The sequence below is a fragment of the Pseudomonas sp. FSL L8-0168 genome, from assembly GCF_037976155.1.
Classification (GTDB): domain Bacteria; phylum Pseudomonadota; class Gammaproteobacteria; order Pseudomonadales; family Pseudomonadaceae; genus Aquipseudomonas; species Aquipseudomonas paracarnis.
The window spans coordinates 565,300-580,980 of sequence record NZ_CP150262.1; the positions used below are offsets into that span (position 1 = coordinate 565,300).

Sequence of the window (15,681 nt, forward strand, 5' to 3'; positions counted from 1 at the left end):
ATGTTCAGGATTGTTGCCGGTTACCCACGCGTTATCGGCACGCGGGCGCGGGACTTTAAGAACGGCTGCCCGAGCGGGCAGCCGAGGTGGGCATGAGGCTCAGAAACTGTACTTGGCAGTCAACATCATGTTGCGGGGGCTGCCATAGGAGTCGCCGCCATAAGTCACTGAGTTGGAGATGGACTGGTAGTAGTGGCGATCAAAGATGTTGTTGGCGTTGAGTTGCAAATCCAGGTGCTGATTGACCCGGTAGCCTGCCATCAAGTCAGTGACGGCGTAGCCGCCTTGCTGGAGCCGGTAGTTGCTGCCATCCGCTAGCTTGATGTCGTTGTACATGCGGCTCTGCCAGGAGATATTGCCGCCGACGCGGAGTTTTTCCAGCGGGCCCTGGAAGTTATAGCGGGTGGTCACTTTGAACAGATGTTCCGGGATGTCGGTATCGAACTGCTTGTTGACCTTCTGCGGGTTGGCGTCGTCCTTGATGGTGTGGGTGCGCGCATAGGTATAGCCGCCGCCGACCTGCCAGTTTTCGGTCAAGGCGCCTTGCAGTTCGAAGTCGATACCCTGGCTGCGGATTTCGCCCGAGGCCTCGGCACAGGACGCCTGCGGGCAGTTGGGCACCACCACGGCCACGGCGCGGTTTTCCTGGTCGACACGGAACAGCGCTACGCTGGCATTCAACGTGCCACCGAAGTATTCGCCTTTGACGCCCACCTCATAATTTTTACCGAAGATGGGTTTGAGCGGAGTGCCGGCTGTGCTCTTGTCTTTTTGCGGCGTGAAGATGTCGCTGTAGCTCACATAAACCGAATGCTGGTCGTCCAGATCGTAGATCAGGCCGGCGTAGCGGGTGAGGTTGCGGGTGACCTTGTAGTCGCCAGCGGCATCACGGTTGTCGTAGTCGTACCAGTCCAGGCGAGCGCCGAGGATCAGCTTCAGCGGGTCGGCCAGGCTCAGGCGGCTGGTCAGGTAGAAACCGTCCTGGGTGGTGACTTCGCGAACGTTGTTGGTGCGGGTGAAGTTCGGTTTGCCCGCATTGATCGGCCAGTTGAGGTCGTACGGGCTGTAGTTGTGGGTGGTCATGTCGTAGATGCGCTTGCTGGCGCCCACCACCAGTTCATGGGTGCGGCCGAACGCCTCGAAGGGGCCGCTGGCAAAGGCGTCGAGCCCGGCCTGGTTTTCATCGTAGGTGGCCTGGTACACCGTGCGGGCCAGGGTGTCGTTGGTCCAGCGCGATTGGTAGGAGCCGGAGAACAAGGCGTTCTGTTCGGCGTAGTTGGCGTTGACCTGCAGGCTCCAGTCGTTGGCCAGGCGCTGGCGCAGCTCTGCGAACACGGTGTTGATTTCCTGGTCCTTGTTTTCCCAGTCGGTGCCTGGGTTGTAAGAGCGCGACAGGCCCAGGTGGCGTCCATCCAGGCCGACCATCGAAGCGCCCCAGAAGTAGTTGGTCTTGTCCTTCTGGTTCGAGTAACCGAGGGTCAGGGTGGTGTCTTCGCTCAGGTCGGCTTCGGTGACGGCATAGAAAAGGCCATGATCCTGCTCGGCCTTGTCGATAAAACTGTTGGCATCGCGGTAAGAGGTGACGACACGGCCGCGCCAGGTGCCACTGTCATTGAGTGGGCTGGAGGCGTCGAGCTCGCCACGGTAGTCGTCCCAGCTGCCGACGGCGCCGGTGAGCGTGACTTTCTGCTCATCCAGTGGCCGCTTGCGGATCAGGTTGATGGCGGCCGAAGGGTTGCCTGCGCCGGTCACCAGGCCGGTAGCGCCGCGTACCACTTCGACGCGGTCGAACATCGCCAGGTTCGGCTGGGCGCCTACCGACGCACCGTTGTAGCCGCTGGGGATACCGTCATACATGAGGTTGTCGATATCGAAACCGCGTGCGGTAAAGCCTTGTCGCCCAGGGCCGTTGGAGTAATTGAGGAACAGCCCCGGCGTGGCGTTGACCACGTCGTTGATGCTGGTCATGGCCTGGTCATCCATGCGCTGGCGCGTGATCACGGTGACGGCCTGCGGGGTTTCGCGCAGGGTCAGCGGCAGTTTGGTTGCGGTCTTCATCGAGCCGGTGGTGTACGACTCGCTGCCTTCGGTGGTTGCGCCAAGCTGTTGGCCCGAAACCTCGGTAGCGCCCAGCTCGATGGTGGCCGGTGCCCCGGCGGCAATGGCCGCATTGGAGGTTGCTAAAGCGATAGTGATTGCCATCAGACTGCGTGTAAAAACGTTGCCGCCGCGTTGTTGCACAAACATGAAAGTAGGGCTCCCCAAGTGCCTTCCTTGGCGAATAGTAAATCTGTTGATAATTATTCGCATCAGTTTGGCAGATTGAGTCTGTAGGGAAAAGCCCAACGTTTGTAGGAGCGCGATTGCTCGCGAAAGACGCGCAAGCGCCGCGTTAATTCAGTAAGCCCGCGTTATCGTTGAGGTTTTTCGCGAGCAAGCTCGCTCCTACAGGGTGGTGGTCAGGTGAACAGGATTTCGTAGGGCTCGCGCATGCGCTCTAGCAATATCTGCGCGAGCATCGGTGGTAAGCCGATCTGCGGGTCACCCACCAATTGGCTGGCGTAGGCGTGGGCGGCGTGCAGCTTGCGCGCGACGGTCCAGGTATCCAGGCGGACCTTGCGTGCACGCTGCCAGGGCATTACCGCGCTTTCCCGGGCCGGCCAATGCCAAGCCCAGATCGGCAGTTCATATAGTTGGGCACCTACTAGGCTGCACGCCCTGGCACTCGCGCGGCCGACGGCATCGTGGTCGTCATTGCCGTCGTTGCGCCAGGTGGTAAACACCACGTCGCCGGGTTGCAGGTAGCGCGCGATGAATTGGCTCATCGGCGATTCACGGGCGGCCAGGGCGTCGTCACAAAATCCGCCACGAATCCATTTCAGGCTGTGCAAGGGCATGCCCAGTCGGCGCAGGGCCTCGGCGCTTTCCTGGGGGCGCACCACGCTCAAACGGCTGGCCGGCCATACTTGAGAGCCGGGATGGCTGGCGCTGCCGTCGGTGATGGAGATCAATTGCAGCGGATGCTCGTGGGTGCTGAGCAGTTGCAGCAAACCGCCGCACGCCAGCACTTCATCGCCAGGATGGGGTGCGATTACCACGACGCGAGCGCCGGGCGGTACCAGGGTGTTCAGGGAGATGATGGGGGTTTGCGCCAACTGCGGCGCAGTGTTCCAGATTTGCGCGGGGCCGCGACGGCCTTCGCTTAAGGAGGCAGGCTTCATGGGGTGTCACATCCTTGTCGGTTGATACCGGGTCGTGCTCCGTTGACGGAACGACGCTCTTGTCTTCACCGCAGGCTCCGCTGAGGTGAGTGCGTGGCATGCCAATACTGGAATGCTGTGCGAGGCGTTAGGAGCATAGACAGGCATGGGTATCTGCACAACTTTGATGCGATGTTTGCTGGGCTGACGTCATCGCAGGCAAGCCAGCTCCCACAGAGGGTCTATGTTGCCCACAAAATCTGCGCCTGGCATGGGTCCCTGTGGGAGCTGGCTTGCCTGCGATTTTGTTTTTACCCAGCCCGCATCAAGCTCTTCAAGTAATCACCAAACCCACCCTCAGCCCGGCAATCCAGTCGCGCACTGGTCACCACTTGCGGTGCATGGCTCCAGGCAATGGATGCACCGCAACGCTCCAATTCACGTACCAGTTGTACATCCTCGTGGCATTCCAGCGGTTCAAACCCACCGGCCTCTACGTAGGCGCGGGCACTCACGCCCAGGTTGGCACCGTGGATATGCCGATGCCCGTCGCGGGCCTGGTAGGCCTGCTGATAGCGAATCTGCGCGGCCGGGTCGAAGCCTTCGCTCCAGGCGTCCACGGTGACTGTGCCGCACACCGCGTCGCAACCTTGGGCCAGTTGGGCCACCAACCAGTCAGGGGCGACACGGCTGTCGGCGTCGGTGCAGGAAATCCACCGCGCGCCTTGCTCCAGCAAGTACCCTGCACCCACGCCGCGGGCGTGCCCGACGTTGCGGGCCTGCACGTGCAGGCAATGCACCTCGTGGGCCTGGGCAATGGCCGCGCTGGCATCGCTGCAACTGTCGAGTACTACCAGAATCTGTACCGCTTCACCCAGCAAGCCCGGGTGGTTGGCGGCGATCCGCGCAGCTCTCAGGCAATCATCCAATAGGGCTTCTTCGTTATGTGCCGGGATCAGAATACCGATCATCGTAAACCCTCGTGGCGAGCGACCGAGGTGCCATCGAGGCTCCACAGGTTGAGCAGGAAATCCGGGTCCTGGTACTGCACCAATGGTGCTACACCCAGACGCTGTTGGAGCACGGCGTGCACCTGTTCGGCGGTTTGCGGGCAACCGTCAATGGGCACTCGCCAATGACAGGCCAGAATTTGCCCGTCAGCGGTCAAGGCGGCGAGGGCGCAATCGATCAGACGATTAAAATCATCGACATCAAGGTAATAACAAAGCTCACTCAATACGATCAGTTCGAATTGCCCGCCGGGCCATTGTTCTGGCAGGCGACGCTGCTCCACGCGGGCATGAGGAAAATGCTCCAGCCGCGCCTGTGCCAGACGCACCGCAGCGGTGGCGGTGTCGCAACACAGCAGGCGGTCGCAACGCGGCGCGAGCTCGGCACTCAGTTCGCCGTTGGCACAACCCGGCTCGAATATCGACGCATAGCGCAGCCGCGTCAGCACGGCCAAGGTCAGGGCGCGCTTGCGTTGTTCGTACCAGCGCTGACGAAAAGCCCAAGGGTCGTCATTACCCGCAAACAACTGGTCGAAGTAGGGGGTTGCCACACTCATACGAATACCATCTCGAAAGGTTGCAGCAAGCGCTCCACCACATAGGGCGCCAGCACCGGTGGCAGGCCGATTTGCGGGTCGCCCTCCAATTGGCTGGCAAAGGCGTGGATCGCATGGCGTTTGCGCGCCACTTGCTCGGCGGTCAGCGGGATCTTGCGCGCCCGATGCCAGGGCACCTTGTGGTCTTCGGCAGTGGCCCAGTGCCAGGTCCATACCGGCAGTTCACACAACACTGCGCCGACGGCCTTGGCTGCCTTGGCGCTGGCGCGGCCCACGGCCTCATGGTCGCAATGCCCGTCCTCGCACCATGTGGCGAACACCACGTCGTTGGGCTTGAGGTGGCGCTGGATAAACTCGCAAAGCTGGGCTTCGCGCTCGGCCACATGGCTGTCGGCGAACCCGCCGCGCAGCCATTTCAAACTGTGCAGCGGCAAGCCAAGGCGATGCAGGGCCTGGGCTGATTCCTGCGGGCGCACTACGCTCAGGCGCTCCACGGGCCAGCGCCGGGAGCCAGGGTGGCTGGCGCTGCCGTCGGTGACGGAGATCAACTGGATGGGGCGATCCAGCGCAGCCAACCCTTGCAGCAAGCCGCCGCTGCCCAGCACTTCATCATCCGGGTGCGGGGCGACGATCACCGCTCGATGCCCTGGGGGCACTAACTGCGCCACGCTGATGTGGGGCAACTCGGCCAGCCGTTCAGAGTTTTGCCAGTGGCTCAACGGCGTGCCCTGGCCAACAATCGGATTGGGCTTCATAGCGCCCATCTCCCTGTAGGCTCGCCAGCGACTTTTTCGCCCAGGGCGGCCAAGTCGCGTTCGGCGTGGCTTTGCCGCACATACACCGGCAAATCCGCCATTAACTGGGCAAAGTGCGGGTCCTTGCAATACGGCCCGGCGCCGACCGCACGGCCCACATGCTGGATCACTTGCTCCACCGTATCTTCGATACACGCGCGCGTCTGTTGCGCCAGTTGCCGCGCATCGGCGCGTGGCTGGCGGTCGATCTGCGCGGCGCTGGCACGTAACACGCAGGCGGCGCTGTTCAGGGCGCTGTCGACCGCGCCGAGGTGGGCCAGCGCATGGGGCTCCGAACGCGTGGCACACTGGGCGCGCAGCACTTCACCCAGTCGTTGCGCCGCGCCGTACCAGCACGCGGCGATGCCGATGCCGCCGTGCCAGAAGCCCGGGCGAGACAGGTAGTCGCCCGGGCCACCCACGGCAATCCCCCTGGCGGCGCTGAACAGGATGTCGACACTACCAGTCGCCGCCATGCCCACCGCCTTCCAACCTTCATCCGTCACCGTGATGCCGGGCTGATCCATCGCCACGGCCACCAGTTGCTGGCGGTCCTCTTCGTCCCAGGCCGTCAACAAGCCATGGCTGAGCACCGCCGCACCGGAACACCAGGCTTTGCGCCCCTCGACGAGCAATTGCTGCCCGTCGCGACGCACGCGCACCTTGGCGGTCGGCGGCTCGGCCGCCCACATGCCCCAGGTGCTGCCCAGCGGCGGCAAGGGACTGTCGAGTTCTGCAATGATCGCCAGGGCATCGGTATGGCCTTCGAACAACTTGCACAGGCGCAAGTCATGCCCGGCCACCTGGGCCAGTTGGCTCAAGCGGGACAGGGTCTGGCCGCTGCCCGGCAACGGCAGTTGATCAAGGCCTTCTTCTTGAAGGGCCCTCAGGGCATTACCCAGGGCTTGCGTGTCGGCATAGCCTCGGTAGCCCTGAAGGAAACCGTGCAACGCCATTTCACACCTCGCCTTCGTGCTGCAGTTCAAACAGCAGCAGCGAGCGAGCGGTGACCGCGTACTCATGCTCGAAATCAAAGCGTTCCTGGCCACGCACAGCCGGGTCGTTGGTGTCGAGCAGGCATGTCCAGAACTCGCCCTCCGGCACCGGCGGCAGGCGGAAATTGACCTGATCGTGATGGGCGTTGACCACCAGCAGCAGCGTGGCGTCTGCCCCGGCACGACGAATCCCGGTTTCCTGGGCGCGGCCATCCATCAGCATGCCCAGGCAGCGGCCCTGGCTGTCTTCCCATTGCTCGGTGGTCATTTCGTTGCCATCCGGCGCGAGCCAGGTGACGTCCTTCACGCCGATGTCTTCGTTGTAGTCGCCCACCAGGAAACGCCCGCGCCGCAGGATCGGGTACGCCAGGCGCAGCTTGATCAGGCGCTTGACGAACTTGAGCAGGGCCTTGCCGTCATCGTCCAGGTCCCAGTTGACCCAGCCGATCTCGCTGTCCTGGCAATAGGCATTGTTGTTGCCGTGTTGAGTGCGAGCGAACTCGTCCCCGGCGACGATCATTGGCGTGCCTTGGGCGAGCAGCAAAGTGGCGAAGAAGTTGCGCATCTGGCGCAGGCGCAGCGCGTTGATCTCCGGGTCGTCGGTAGGGCCTTCGACACCGTGGTTCCAGGACAGGTTGTTATTGCTGCCGTCCTGGTTGTTCTCGTCGTTGGCTTCGTTGTGTTTGTCGTTGTACGACACCAGGTCGTGCAGGGTGAAGCCGTCGTGGGCGGTGATGAAGTTCACCGAGCTGTACGGCCTGCGCCCGCGGTGGTTGAACATCTCGCCCGAGGCGGTCATGCGCCCGGCGAAATCGGCGAGTTGGCCATCGTCGCCTTTCCAGAACGCACGCACGGTGTCGCGGAAGCGGTCGTTCCATTCCACCCAGCCTGGTGGGAAGTTGCCCACCTGGTAGCCACCGGGGCCGCAGTCCCAGGGTTCGGCGATGAGTTTCAACTGGCGCAGCACCGGGTCCTGGCGGCAAGCCACGAGGAAACTGTGGCGCTCATCGAACCCGTCGCGGTAGCGACCGAGGATGGTCGCCAGGTCGAAGCGGAAGCCGTCCACGTGCATCTCGGTGGCCCAGTAGCGCAGGGAGTCGGTGACCATTTGCAGCACGCAGGGGTGGCTCAGATCCAGGGTATTGCCGGTGCCGGAATCGTTGATGTAGAAACGCTTGTCGTCGGGCATCAGCCGGTAGTAGGAGGCGTTGTCGATGCCGCGCATCGACAGGGTCGGGCCGCGCTCGTTGCCTTCGGCGGTGTGGTTGTAAACCACGTCCAGAATCACTTCCAGCTTCTGCTCATGCAGGTGCGCGACCATCTCCTTGAACTCGGCGATCTTGCCGCTGGCCAGGTAGCGCGGGTCAGGGGCGAAGAACGCAATGCTGTTATAGCCCCAATAGTTGGTCATGCCTTTTTCCAGCAGATGCTGGTCGTTGACGAAGGCGTGCACGGGCAACAGCTCGACCGAGGAAATGCCCAACTGACGGATATGCTTGAGCACGTCATCTTCCATCAAACCGGCGCAGGTCCCCCGCACCGACTCGCCGACCGAAGGATGACGCATGCTGATGCCGCGCAGGTGGGTTTCGTAGATGATCGTGCGGTCCCACGGCACTCGTACCGGTTGGTCGTTGCCCCAGGTGTGCGCCGGGTCGATGACCTTGCACTTGGGCACGAAGGGCGCACTGTCGCGTTCATCGAAACTGAGGTCGTCGTCCGGGTGGCCGATGGTGTAGCCAAACAGCGCTTCGGACCATTTGAGTTCGCCCACCAGTTGCTTGGCGTAGGGGTCGATCAACAGCTTGTTGTGGTTGAAGCGATGACCATTGGCCGGGTCATAGGGGCCGTATACGCGATAACCGTAAATCAGCCCGGGGTGAGCATCGGGCAGGTAGCCATGAAAGATTTCGTCGGTGTATTCGGGCAGTTCGATGCGTTCCAGCTCAACCTCGCCGGTATCGTCAAACAGGCACAGCTCCACCTTGGTGGCGTTGGCGGAAAACAGCGCAAAATTCACACCCAGGCCATCCCAGGTGGCGCCGAGGGGGAAGGGCAAACCTTCACGGATCCGCGACGGCTCATGAACCGGCGTCGCTGTGGTGTTGTCGGGTTTGCTCATCGAGTTGCTCCTGCAAGGGGTCTTTTTTCGGGCCGAACGCCGCCGTACTGACGGTGCTTCAGCGCATGGCTTGGACGGAAAAGGGCCTGCAGCGCGTAATGCGTGCTGCAGGCCCGGGAAATCATGGGGCGGGCGGTTTGGGCTTCTTCGGGGCGGCGGGTTTCTTCGCCGCAGGTTTGGCGGCGGCAGGCGCAGCAGGTTTGGGCTTTGCCGCAGCCTTGGGCGCGGTTTTCGGCTTGGCGGCCGGTTTAGGCTTGCTCGGCGTCAGCGCCTCGGCTTCCGCCAGCTTGCGCGCCATCTCCCAGTGGCGATCATGGGCGCCATCGGGCTTGCCTTCAGACTCCCAGATCTGATGCGCCAGTTCGCGAATGCGTTTGTCTTCTTTACTCATCACAAACTCCTCACAGAAAATTTTCAGCTTTCTTGATTATCAGGATTGATAAAGACATTGACCGGGAGATCCCCCAGGGCAGCGCTGATCAACAGCTCCTTGTTGGGTGTGACTACGCCCGTTTGAAAAAGTCCCTTCCAGTTTTGTGCAGGGGCGGCGAACGGTAATTTCACCCGCGTATCGCCCCAAACCTGGGCATTGATCTGGGGAAACATCCCGTTTTCAAGCAGCGGATAAGACCAGCGCGGCACCACCACCAGCAACTGCCTGCCCTGATGTTCACGGTAGAACGCAACCACCCGTTCCGCGTGCTGGCCCAGCACTTCCAGCGGTGTATAGCTGCCATGGCGCAGCAGCTCGGGGCAGGCTTTACGCAGGCCCAGTACCTGGGCGATCACTGCCTGTTTGATACGCCCGTCGCGCCAGTTGAACAACAGTTCGCCGATGTCCGGTGGTGCCTGCAATGCACGTTGCCGCGCAGCGAAGTCCACCGGGCGCCGGTTGTCCGGGTCGACCAGGCTGAAGTCCCAGAACTCATCGCCCTGGTAAATATCCGGCACACCCGGCACGGTCAGATGAAGCAAGGTTTGCGCCAGCCCATTCAGGGCGCCGGCGGGGGCGATGGCCTGCGCAGCGCTGTCCAACGCACTGCGCAGCGGCGCACCGGCCTCACTGAGCAGCAGGCGCTTGAGGAACGCTTCCACCGCCTGTTCGTAAGCCTCGTTGGGCGCGCTCCAACTGCTCTGCAACTTGGCCTCGCGCAGGGCTTTTTGCTGCCACTGCCACAGGCGTTGCTGGTACGCCTCCAGATCGGGGTTGGGCTCCAGCGGCCAACTGCCCAGCAGCACCTGATAGAGAATCAGCTCATCACCCGCCGAGGGGCTCTCGGCGCTCTCGCGCAAAGGCTCGGCCAGGCGGCGCCAGTGCTCGACCTGTTCGGCATACCAGGGGGCGCACTCGCTGAGTACCGCCAGGCGCGCACGGGTGTCTTCGCCGCGTTTGTGGTCGTGGGTGGCGGTGGCCAGCAGGTTGCCGGGGAAGGTCTTCAGGCGTTGTTGATTGGCCGCATGGAAATCTGCCAACGGCGCACTGAATTGCTCGGTACTGAAACCCACATCGTTGCGCGACAACAACACCGCCGAACGATAGAAAGCGGTGTCTTCCACAGCCTTGGCGGCGGCGGGCGAGGTCAGTTGCTGGAAGCGCACGCAGGCATGCTTGAGCATCTTGCGCGCCCGGCCTACCGGGCGATTGCGCCAGGGCTGACCACCCAACCATTGTTCCAGATGGTCGAGCACCGGCCAGTCGCCTTCGTTGAGGGTACTGCGTGCACCCTCCATGGCCTGCTGGAACACCTTGTCGTCGGCCGCACTGCGGCCCTTGGCGCTGATGTAGGTGCGGTACACCGGGAAATGCACAATCAGTTCCTGCAGGGCCCGGCGGATGGCGCCCAGGGTCAGGTCGCGGGTCATCACGTCATCGCGGGCCACTTGCAGCAGCGCCTGGGCCACGCTTTCGAAGTCGCCGCCCAACGAACCATTGAGGATCTGCTGGCGCGCCAGCCGCGCTTCTTCGCTGAAGGCTGAAGGCCGTTCGCTGTGACGCGTCCACATCTCGGCCAGCGGTGCAAAACCTTCGGGATGGTGTTGCAGCAAGGACAACTGGTTCATGAACTCGTAGCCGGTAGTGCCGTCCACCTGCCAGTCTTCACGCAAAGTTTCGCCTTCGCCAAGGATCTTTTCGACGAAGATCGGCAAGTGGCGCTCGGGTGACAGCGCGTCCACACGCCGACGCAATTTGCGGCAATAGCCACGCGGGTCAGCCAGGCCGTCGATATGGTCGATGCGCAGCCCGTCGACCAGCCCAGCGCTGATCAGCTCGAAAATCTTGCCATGGGTGGCTTCGAACACCGCCGTGCGTTCGACCCGCAGGCCGCCCAATTCATTGACGTCGAAGAAGCGCCGCCAGTTGATGTCGTCCGCGGCGGTGCGCCAACTGGCCAGGCGATAAGTCTGTTGTTCCAGCAGGTGATGCAGGCGCTCGAAGCCCTCGGGCTGGCGACTGTCGAATGCGGCCAGGCGTTGTTCAATAGCGGGTAGCAGCTCGCTGGCGCGTTCGGCCAAGGCTTGTTTGAGCGTGGTGGCTTCGGCGTAGGCGTCGTGCTGATAGGCGAGGGCGGCGAAACGTTCGGCCAGCGGTTTGAGTAACTCATCGTTGCCCAGGATCAGGCCGTAGTCCCTGGGGCAAATCGGAAAACGGTGTTCGTAATGCTCGACGTAGAAACTCCCCTGGGCGGCATCGAACTTGAGCGGGAGCGTGCCGTTTTGCAAGGCTTCGCCGTAATCGCTGCCGAGGAAGGGCATCAGCAACTGGCCCTTGAGCAGCGGGTCGGGGGAGTGCCACTGGATGTCGAAGAACTCGCTGTAGGGACTCAGGCGGCCCCATTCCAGCAGGTCCAGCCACCAAGGGTTATCCGCGCCGCCCACGGCCATATGGTTGGAGACGATATCGAGGATCAAGCCCATGTCGTGCTCACGCAGCGCGCTGACCAGGCGACGCAACGCCGCTTCGCCACCCAGCTCTGGGTTGACGCGGGTCGGGTCTACCACATCGTAGCCGTGCATGGAGCCTGCGCGGGCGCTTAACAGTGGTGAAGCATACAGGTGGCTGATGCCCAGTTGGGCAAAGTACGGCACCAGTGGCACCGCGTCATCGAGGGTAAAACCTTTATGAAATTGCAGGCGCTGGGTGGCGCGCAGGGGCAGTGCGTTCATCGGTCACGCTCATAGGCTTGGTTGCGCGCCACGGCCAGCAGTTCGAGGCGACGCGCGGCGCTGTCATTGTCGAGCAGGCTGGCGGCTTCGCCGGGCAAGCGGCGGCGCCAATTGGGGTGGGTGTCGAGGGTGCCCGGCAGGTTGGCTTGCTCCTCGATGCCCAAAGCATCTTCCAGGGGCAACAACACCAGGGGCGCGCGGGTATGGCCCAGGTAGCGCACGCTGGCGTCGATCATATGGTCGGTGTCGTTGCGGATCTCATCGATGAAGTTCTGCGGGTCCTGGCTCAAGGCTTGGCGCAGTGCCTGGCGTTCGCGCAGGCGGTGTTCGCTCCATTGGTCCACGGTGGGCGCATCGATCAGGCCCAGCTGGATATTCCATTCGATATCGCGGCTGTGCCACCAGCCATTGAGGGTCGGCAAGTCGTGGGTACTGGTGGTGGCCAAGGCGTTGTCGGGCCAATCGAGGATGGGCTTGAACTGGCCGTCATGGTTCTGTTCGAACAGCAGCACACGCATACCCAGGATCGAGCGGGCGCTGAGCTTTTCGCGCAGGCCCTCAGGCACGGTGCCCAGGTCTTCACCGAGGACGATGGCCTGGTGGCGGTGCGATTCCAAGGCGAGCAAACGCAGCAGGTCGTCCACCGGGTAATACAAATAGGCGCCTTCGCGGGGTGATGCACCCAGGGGGATCACCCACAGGCGTTGCAGGCCCATCACATGGTCGATGCGCAAGCCGCCGGCATGGGCGAAGTTGGCCCGCAGCATTTCGATAAAGGCGCGAAAGCCATTGCGCTTGAGGCCCTCTGGGGAAAAGGCAGAGATCCCCCAACCTTGGCCTGCGCGGTTGAGAATGTCCGGTGGCGCGCCCACGGTCAGGTCGGCCAGCAGTTCGTCTTGACGGCTCCAGGCCTGGCTACCGCCGCCATCGGCACCCACCGCCAGGTCGGCGATCAGGCCGATGCCCATGCCGCTGCCACGGGCGGCTTGTTGCGCGCGCTCAAGGCTACGGGCGATCAGCCATTGGGTGAAGGCGAAATAGCCGATTTCGTCGCGGTTTTCCTCGGCGAACTGCGCCAGGGCCGGGCTTTGCGGCGTGCGCCAGGCTTCGGGCCATTGGCGCCAGTCCAGGTCCTCACCGGCGGCAGCACGCTGGGCCTGTATGGCTTCGAAGCGGCAGTGGTTTTCCAGGGCTTCGCCGCCGGTCTGGCGGAAGCTTTGGAAGTCGGCATGCTGGGGATGCGCGCCGTGGCGGAAGTCTTCATACAGTGTGCGCAGCAGGCGTTGCTTGGCCTTGGCGGCGGCCGGCCAGTCGATCAGCGGGAGCTGTTCCAGGGCATGCAACTCGTCAGCCAACCCGGCAGCTTCGATGGCGTTGCGCACCTCACGTTCACCGAGGATGCACGCCGGCGAAGCATACAGGCTGTTGAGAAACAGGCGGCTGGAGGGTGAATAAGGGCTGAAACGCTCGGTGTCGGCGCTGAACATCGCGTGCATCGGGCTGATCGCCACAGCGTCGGCGCCGCGCTCGGCGGCGGAACGCACCAGGTGCTCCAGAGCCAGGGTGTCGCCAAAACCGCCATCGCCGAGGCGGCGCAAGGCATAGAGTTGGGCGCTGAGGCCCCAGGCACGAGCGGGTTGGCTGTCGACCGCGTCGGCCACGCTGTAGCAGTGGCTGGGAGCGACGGCCAGGGTGAAGGTTTGCCCGTCGATATGCACCTGGTGGTAGCCCAGGGCGATCACGCCGGGCAGCACAGCCTCGCCGTCCAGGCGCAGTTCCAGGGTTCCGCCGCCTTCCAGGCTGACGCGACATGGGGTATCGGGGGCGAAATAACGCGCCAGGTCCAGGCCCGCGCCACTGTCGGTGGTCATCAACGGCGGCAGGTGGGTGTCTTGCTGCGCCTGCTCAAGTTGCTGCAGGCTGGCGTCGATCTCGGCATCGCTGTCGGCCGGGTGCCCAAGGCCTTTGAGCACGGCGCGCAGGGCGTCAGGCTTTACATGCTGCGGGCGACCGTTGGCATCGATCCAATCGACGGCCAGGCCTGCGCGGCTGGCGAGAATTTCCAGGTTCGCTTCGCTCAAAGAATGTCTCCAACAGGGGATAAGCAAACGCGTGCGCTCAAGGGCGGTAAGTGCGCACCTTGCTGGGCAGGCGTTTGGAAAATAATCGGGTGGGGTGCCGGATGATCCAGGGGCTGTTCACTCAGGTTCAGGTCGATCTGCAGCACACGGCCGTTGCCCAGACGCCAGCGCGCGGTGACGGCATGGTCAGCCAGCACCTGCGCGCCCAGGGCCACCGTGCCGGGCAAGTGCGGCACCACGTGTGTGTGACGCAGGCTCAGCAGGTGACGGTAGAGCTGGGTGTGGTCGTTCTCGACGAAGGAGGGCACCGACTGTAAAAAGGTTTGCAGCGCGTTGGGGTCGGGGATGCGCTGGCGTTGCTCGGGGTCGTGAAACGCCGCGAAGTCGGCAAATTCATTGCGCCGCCCCTCACGCACCGCCTCGGCCAGTTCGCCATGATGGTCGGTAAAAAACAGGAAGGGCTCGGCGGCATTTACTTCGTCGCCCATGAACAGCATCGGGATCATGGGGCACAGCAGCAGCAGGGCGGTCGCGGCTTTCAGGGCCTGGGGCGAACACAACTGGTGCAGGCGTTCGCCCAGAGCGCGGTTGCCAACCTGGTCGTGGTTCTGCAGGAATGCGACGAAGGCGCTGGGGGGCAGTTCCGCACTGGGTTCGCCCCGTGCATGACCATGGCGTGTCGTTTCGCCCTGGTAGATGAACCCCTCGGCCAGGCAGCGCGCCAGCTTGGCGGTGGGCTGCTCGGCAAAATCGCTGTAGTAAGCGTCGGTTTCACCGGTGAGCAGTACGTGCAGCACATTATGAAAGTCGTCATTCCATTGGGCGTCGAAATCGTGCTGCAACAGGCTGGCCTGGTTCAGTTCGTTTTCCAGCATCAGCCACACGTGGCGTCCGCCGTCCACCTGCTGGCGTACCCGTTGTGCCAGTTCCTGTAGAAACCCGGGGTTGTCAATGGCGTGCACGGCATCCAGGCGCAGGCCGTCGAAGCGGTATTCGAGCAGCCACATCAGGGCGTTATCGAGGAAGAAATCCCGCACTTCACGGCGCTCGAAATCAATACCAGCGCCCCAGGGGGTGTGCACGTCCTCCTGGAAGAACCCCTGGGCGTACTGGCCCAGGTAATTGCCGTCGGGGCCGAAGTGGTTGTAGACCACATCGAGGATCACGGCCAAACCGTGGCCGTGGGCACTGTCGATCAGTTGCTTGAGTTGCTCGGGAGTGCCGTAGGTGGCGTGGGGCGCATAGGGCAGCACGCCGTCATAGCCCCAATTGCGTTCGCCGGGGAATTGCGCCAAAGGCATCAATTCAACTGCGGTGACGCCTAGTTCAGCCAGGCGGGGCAGGTGTTTCTCGACGGCAGCGTAGCCGCCCCTGGCGCCGACGTGGAGTTCGTAGATCACCGCCGTGTGCCACGGGCGACCCTGCCACTGGCTGTGGCGCCATTCATAGGCGAGGGGGTCGACTACTCGGCTCCACCCATGCACATCCAGCGCCTGGGCCCTGGAAGCGGGGTCGGGCACCGTATTTTCGCCATCGATATTAAAGCGGTAAAGCGTGCCGGCAGGGCACGCGACTTCGACTTCGAACCAACCACCGGTCTGGGGAAGCATGACGATGGTTTTACCCTGTTCCAATTCAACGCTGACATAAAATGCGTCTGGCGCCCATAACGCAAAGCGCGTGCGGTGCGCGTCCAGCATGATTGCGCCGTGGGGCCAGGTTTCCAGAGTCCTTGACGGCATCTATGAAGACCTCCC

General features: G+C 62.9%; 11 protein-coding genes. All 11 read right to left on the minus strand.

What is annotated here, in order from left to right; all coding sequences use genetic code 11:
- Window positions 1–99: 99 nt before the first annotated feature.
- The 11 genes from MHH62_RS02380 to treZ all read right to left on the minus strand — a co-directional run bounded on the left by MHH62_RS02380 (window position 100) and on the right by treZ (window position 15,666).
- Entirely contained in the window at window positions 100–2,247 is a 2,148-nt protein-coding gene (locus tag MHH62_RS02380) for a TonB-dependent siderophore receptor (protein WP_339232376.1), read from the minus strand.
- Between the two features lie 212 nt (window positions 2,248–2,459).
- Window positions 2,460–3,221, minus strand: a complete 762-nt coding sequence (locus MHH62_RS02385) for a PIG-L family deacetylase (protein WP_014718615.1) — start codon at window positions 3,219–3,221, stop codon at window positions 2,460–2,462.
- Between the two features lie 290 nt (window positions 3,222–3,511).
- Entirely contained in the window at window positions 3,512–4,171 is a 660-nt protein-coding gene (locus MHH62_RS02390) for a glycosyltransferase (protein WP_020302308.1), read from the minus strand.
- Complete coding sequence (locus MHH62_RS02395) at window positions 4,168–4,767, minus strand: SAM-dependent methyltransferase (RefSeq protein ID WP_014718613.1); 600 nt, start codon at window positions 4,765–4,767, stop codon at window positions 4,168–4,170. The genes MHH62_RS02390 and MHH62_RS02395 overlap by 4 nt, the downstream gene beginning before the upstream one ends.
- Window positions 4,764–5,522 (minus strand): PIG-L family deacetylase, encoded by a 759-nt coding sequence (locus tag MHH62_RS02400; protein ID WP_020302309.1) that lies wholly within the window; start codon window positions 5,520–5,522, stop codon window positions 4,764–4,766. Before MHH62_RS02400 ends, MHH62_RS02395 begins: the two co-directional genes overlap by 4 nt.
- Entirely contained in the window at window positions 5,519–6,517 is a 999-nt protein-coding gene (locus MHH62_RS02405; RefSeq protein ID WP_103451621.1) for an acyl-CoA dehydrogenase family protein, read from the minus strand. Before MHH62_RS02405 ends, MHH62_RS02400 begins: the two co-directional genes overlap by 4 nt.
- A gap of 1 nt (window position 6,518) precedes the next feature.
- Window positions 6,519–8,678, minus strand: a complete 2,160-nt coding sequence (glgX, locus tag MHH62_RS02410; RefSeq protein WP_014718610.1) for a glycogen debranching protein GlgX — start codon at window positions 8,676–8,678, stop codon at window positions 6,519–6,521.
- 121 nt (window positions 8,679–8,799) lie between these two features.
- Window positions 8,800–9,069, minus strand: coding sequence for a DUF2934 domain-containing protein (locus MHH62_RS02415; protein WP_003191595.1), 270 nt, complete (start codon window positions 9,067–9,069; stop codon window positions 8,800–8,802).
- A gap of 23 nt (window positions 9,070–9,092) precedes the next feature.
- Window positions 9,093–11,843 (minus strand): malto-oligosyltrehalose synthase, encoded by a 2,751-nt coding sequence (locus MHH62_RS02420; protein WP_339232377.1) that lies wholly within the window; start codon window positions 11,841–11,843, stop codon window positions 9,093–9,095.
- A complete protein-coding gene (gene malQ / locus MHH62_RS02425) occupies window positions 11,840–13,924 on the minus strand; it encodes a 4-alpha-glucanotransferase (RefSeq protein ID WP_032902420.1) in 2,085 nt (694 codons plus the stop codon). Before malQ ends, MHH62_RS02420 begins: the two co-directional genes overlap by 4 nt.
- On the minus strand, window positions 13,921–15,666 hold the full coding sequence (gene treZ / locus MHH62_RS02430; RefSeq protein ID WP_339232378.1) for a malto-oligosyltrehalose trehalohydrolase: 1,746 nt from the start codon (window positions 15,664–15,666) through the stop codon (window positions 13,921–13,923). Before treZ ends, malQ begins: the two co-directional genes overlap by 4 nt.
- Window positions 15,667–15,681 lie beyond the last annotated feature (15 nt).

Excerpts from the sequence above, each read along its gene's own strand:
- MHH62_RS02385 (WP_014718615.1), bottom strand. The coding sequence starts at position 3,221 with ATGAAGCCTGCCTCCTTAAGCGAAGGCCGTCGCGGCCCCGCGCAAATC.
- MHH62_RS02405 (WP_103451621.1), bottom strand. The coding sequence starts at position 6,517 with ATGGCGTTGCACGGTTTCCTTCAGGGCTACCGAGGCTATGCCGACACG.
- MHH62_RS02400 (WP_020302309.1), bottom strand. The coding sequence starts at position 5,522 with ATGAAGCCCAATCCGATTGTTGGCCAGGGCACGCCGTTGAGCCACTGG.
- MHH62_RS02420 (WP_339232377.1), bottom strand. The coding sequence starts at position 11,843 with ATGAACGCACTGCCCCTGCGCGCCACCCAGCGCCTGCAATTTCATAAA.
- treZ (WP_339232378.1), bottom strand. The coding sequence starts at position 15,666 with ATGCCGTCAAGGACTCTGGAAACCTGGCCCCACGGCGCAATCATGCTG.
- MHH62_RS02415 (WP_003191595.1), bottom strand. The coding sequence starts at position 9,069 with ATGAGTAAAGAAGACAAACGCATTCGCGAACTGGCGCATCAGATCTGG.
- MHH62_RS02395 (WP_014718613.1), bottom strand. The coding sequence starts at position 4,767 with ATGAGTGTGGCAACCCCCTACTTCGACCAGTTGTTTGCGGGTAATGAC.
- MHH62_RS02380 (WP_339232376.1), bottom strand. The coding sequence starts at position 2,247 with ATGTTTGTGCAACAACGCGGCGGCAACGTTTTTACACGCAGTCTGATG.
- MHH62_RS02390 (WP_020302308.1), bottom strand. The coding sequence starts at position 4,171 with ATGATCGGTATTCTGATCCCGGCACATAACGAAGAAGCCCTATTGGAT.
- glgX (WP_014718610.1), bottom strand. The coding sequence starts at position 8,678 with ATGAGCAAACCCGACAACACCACAGCGACGCCGGTTCATGAGCCGTCG.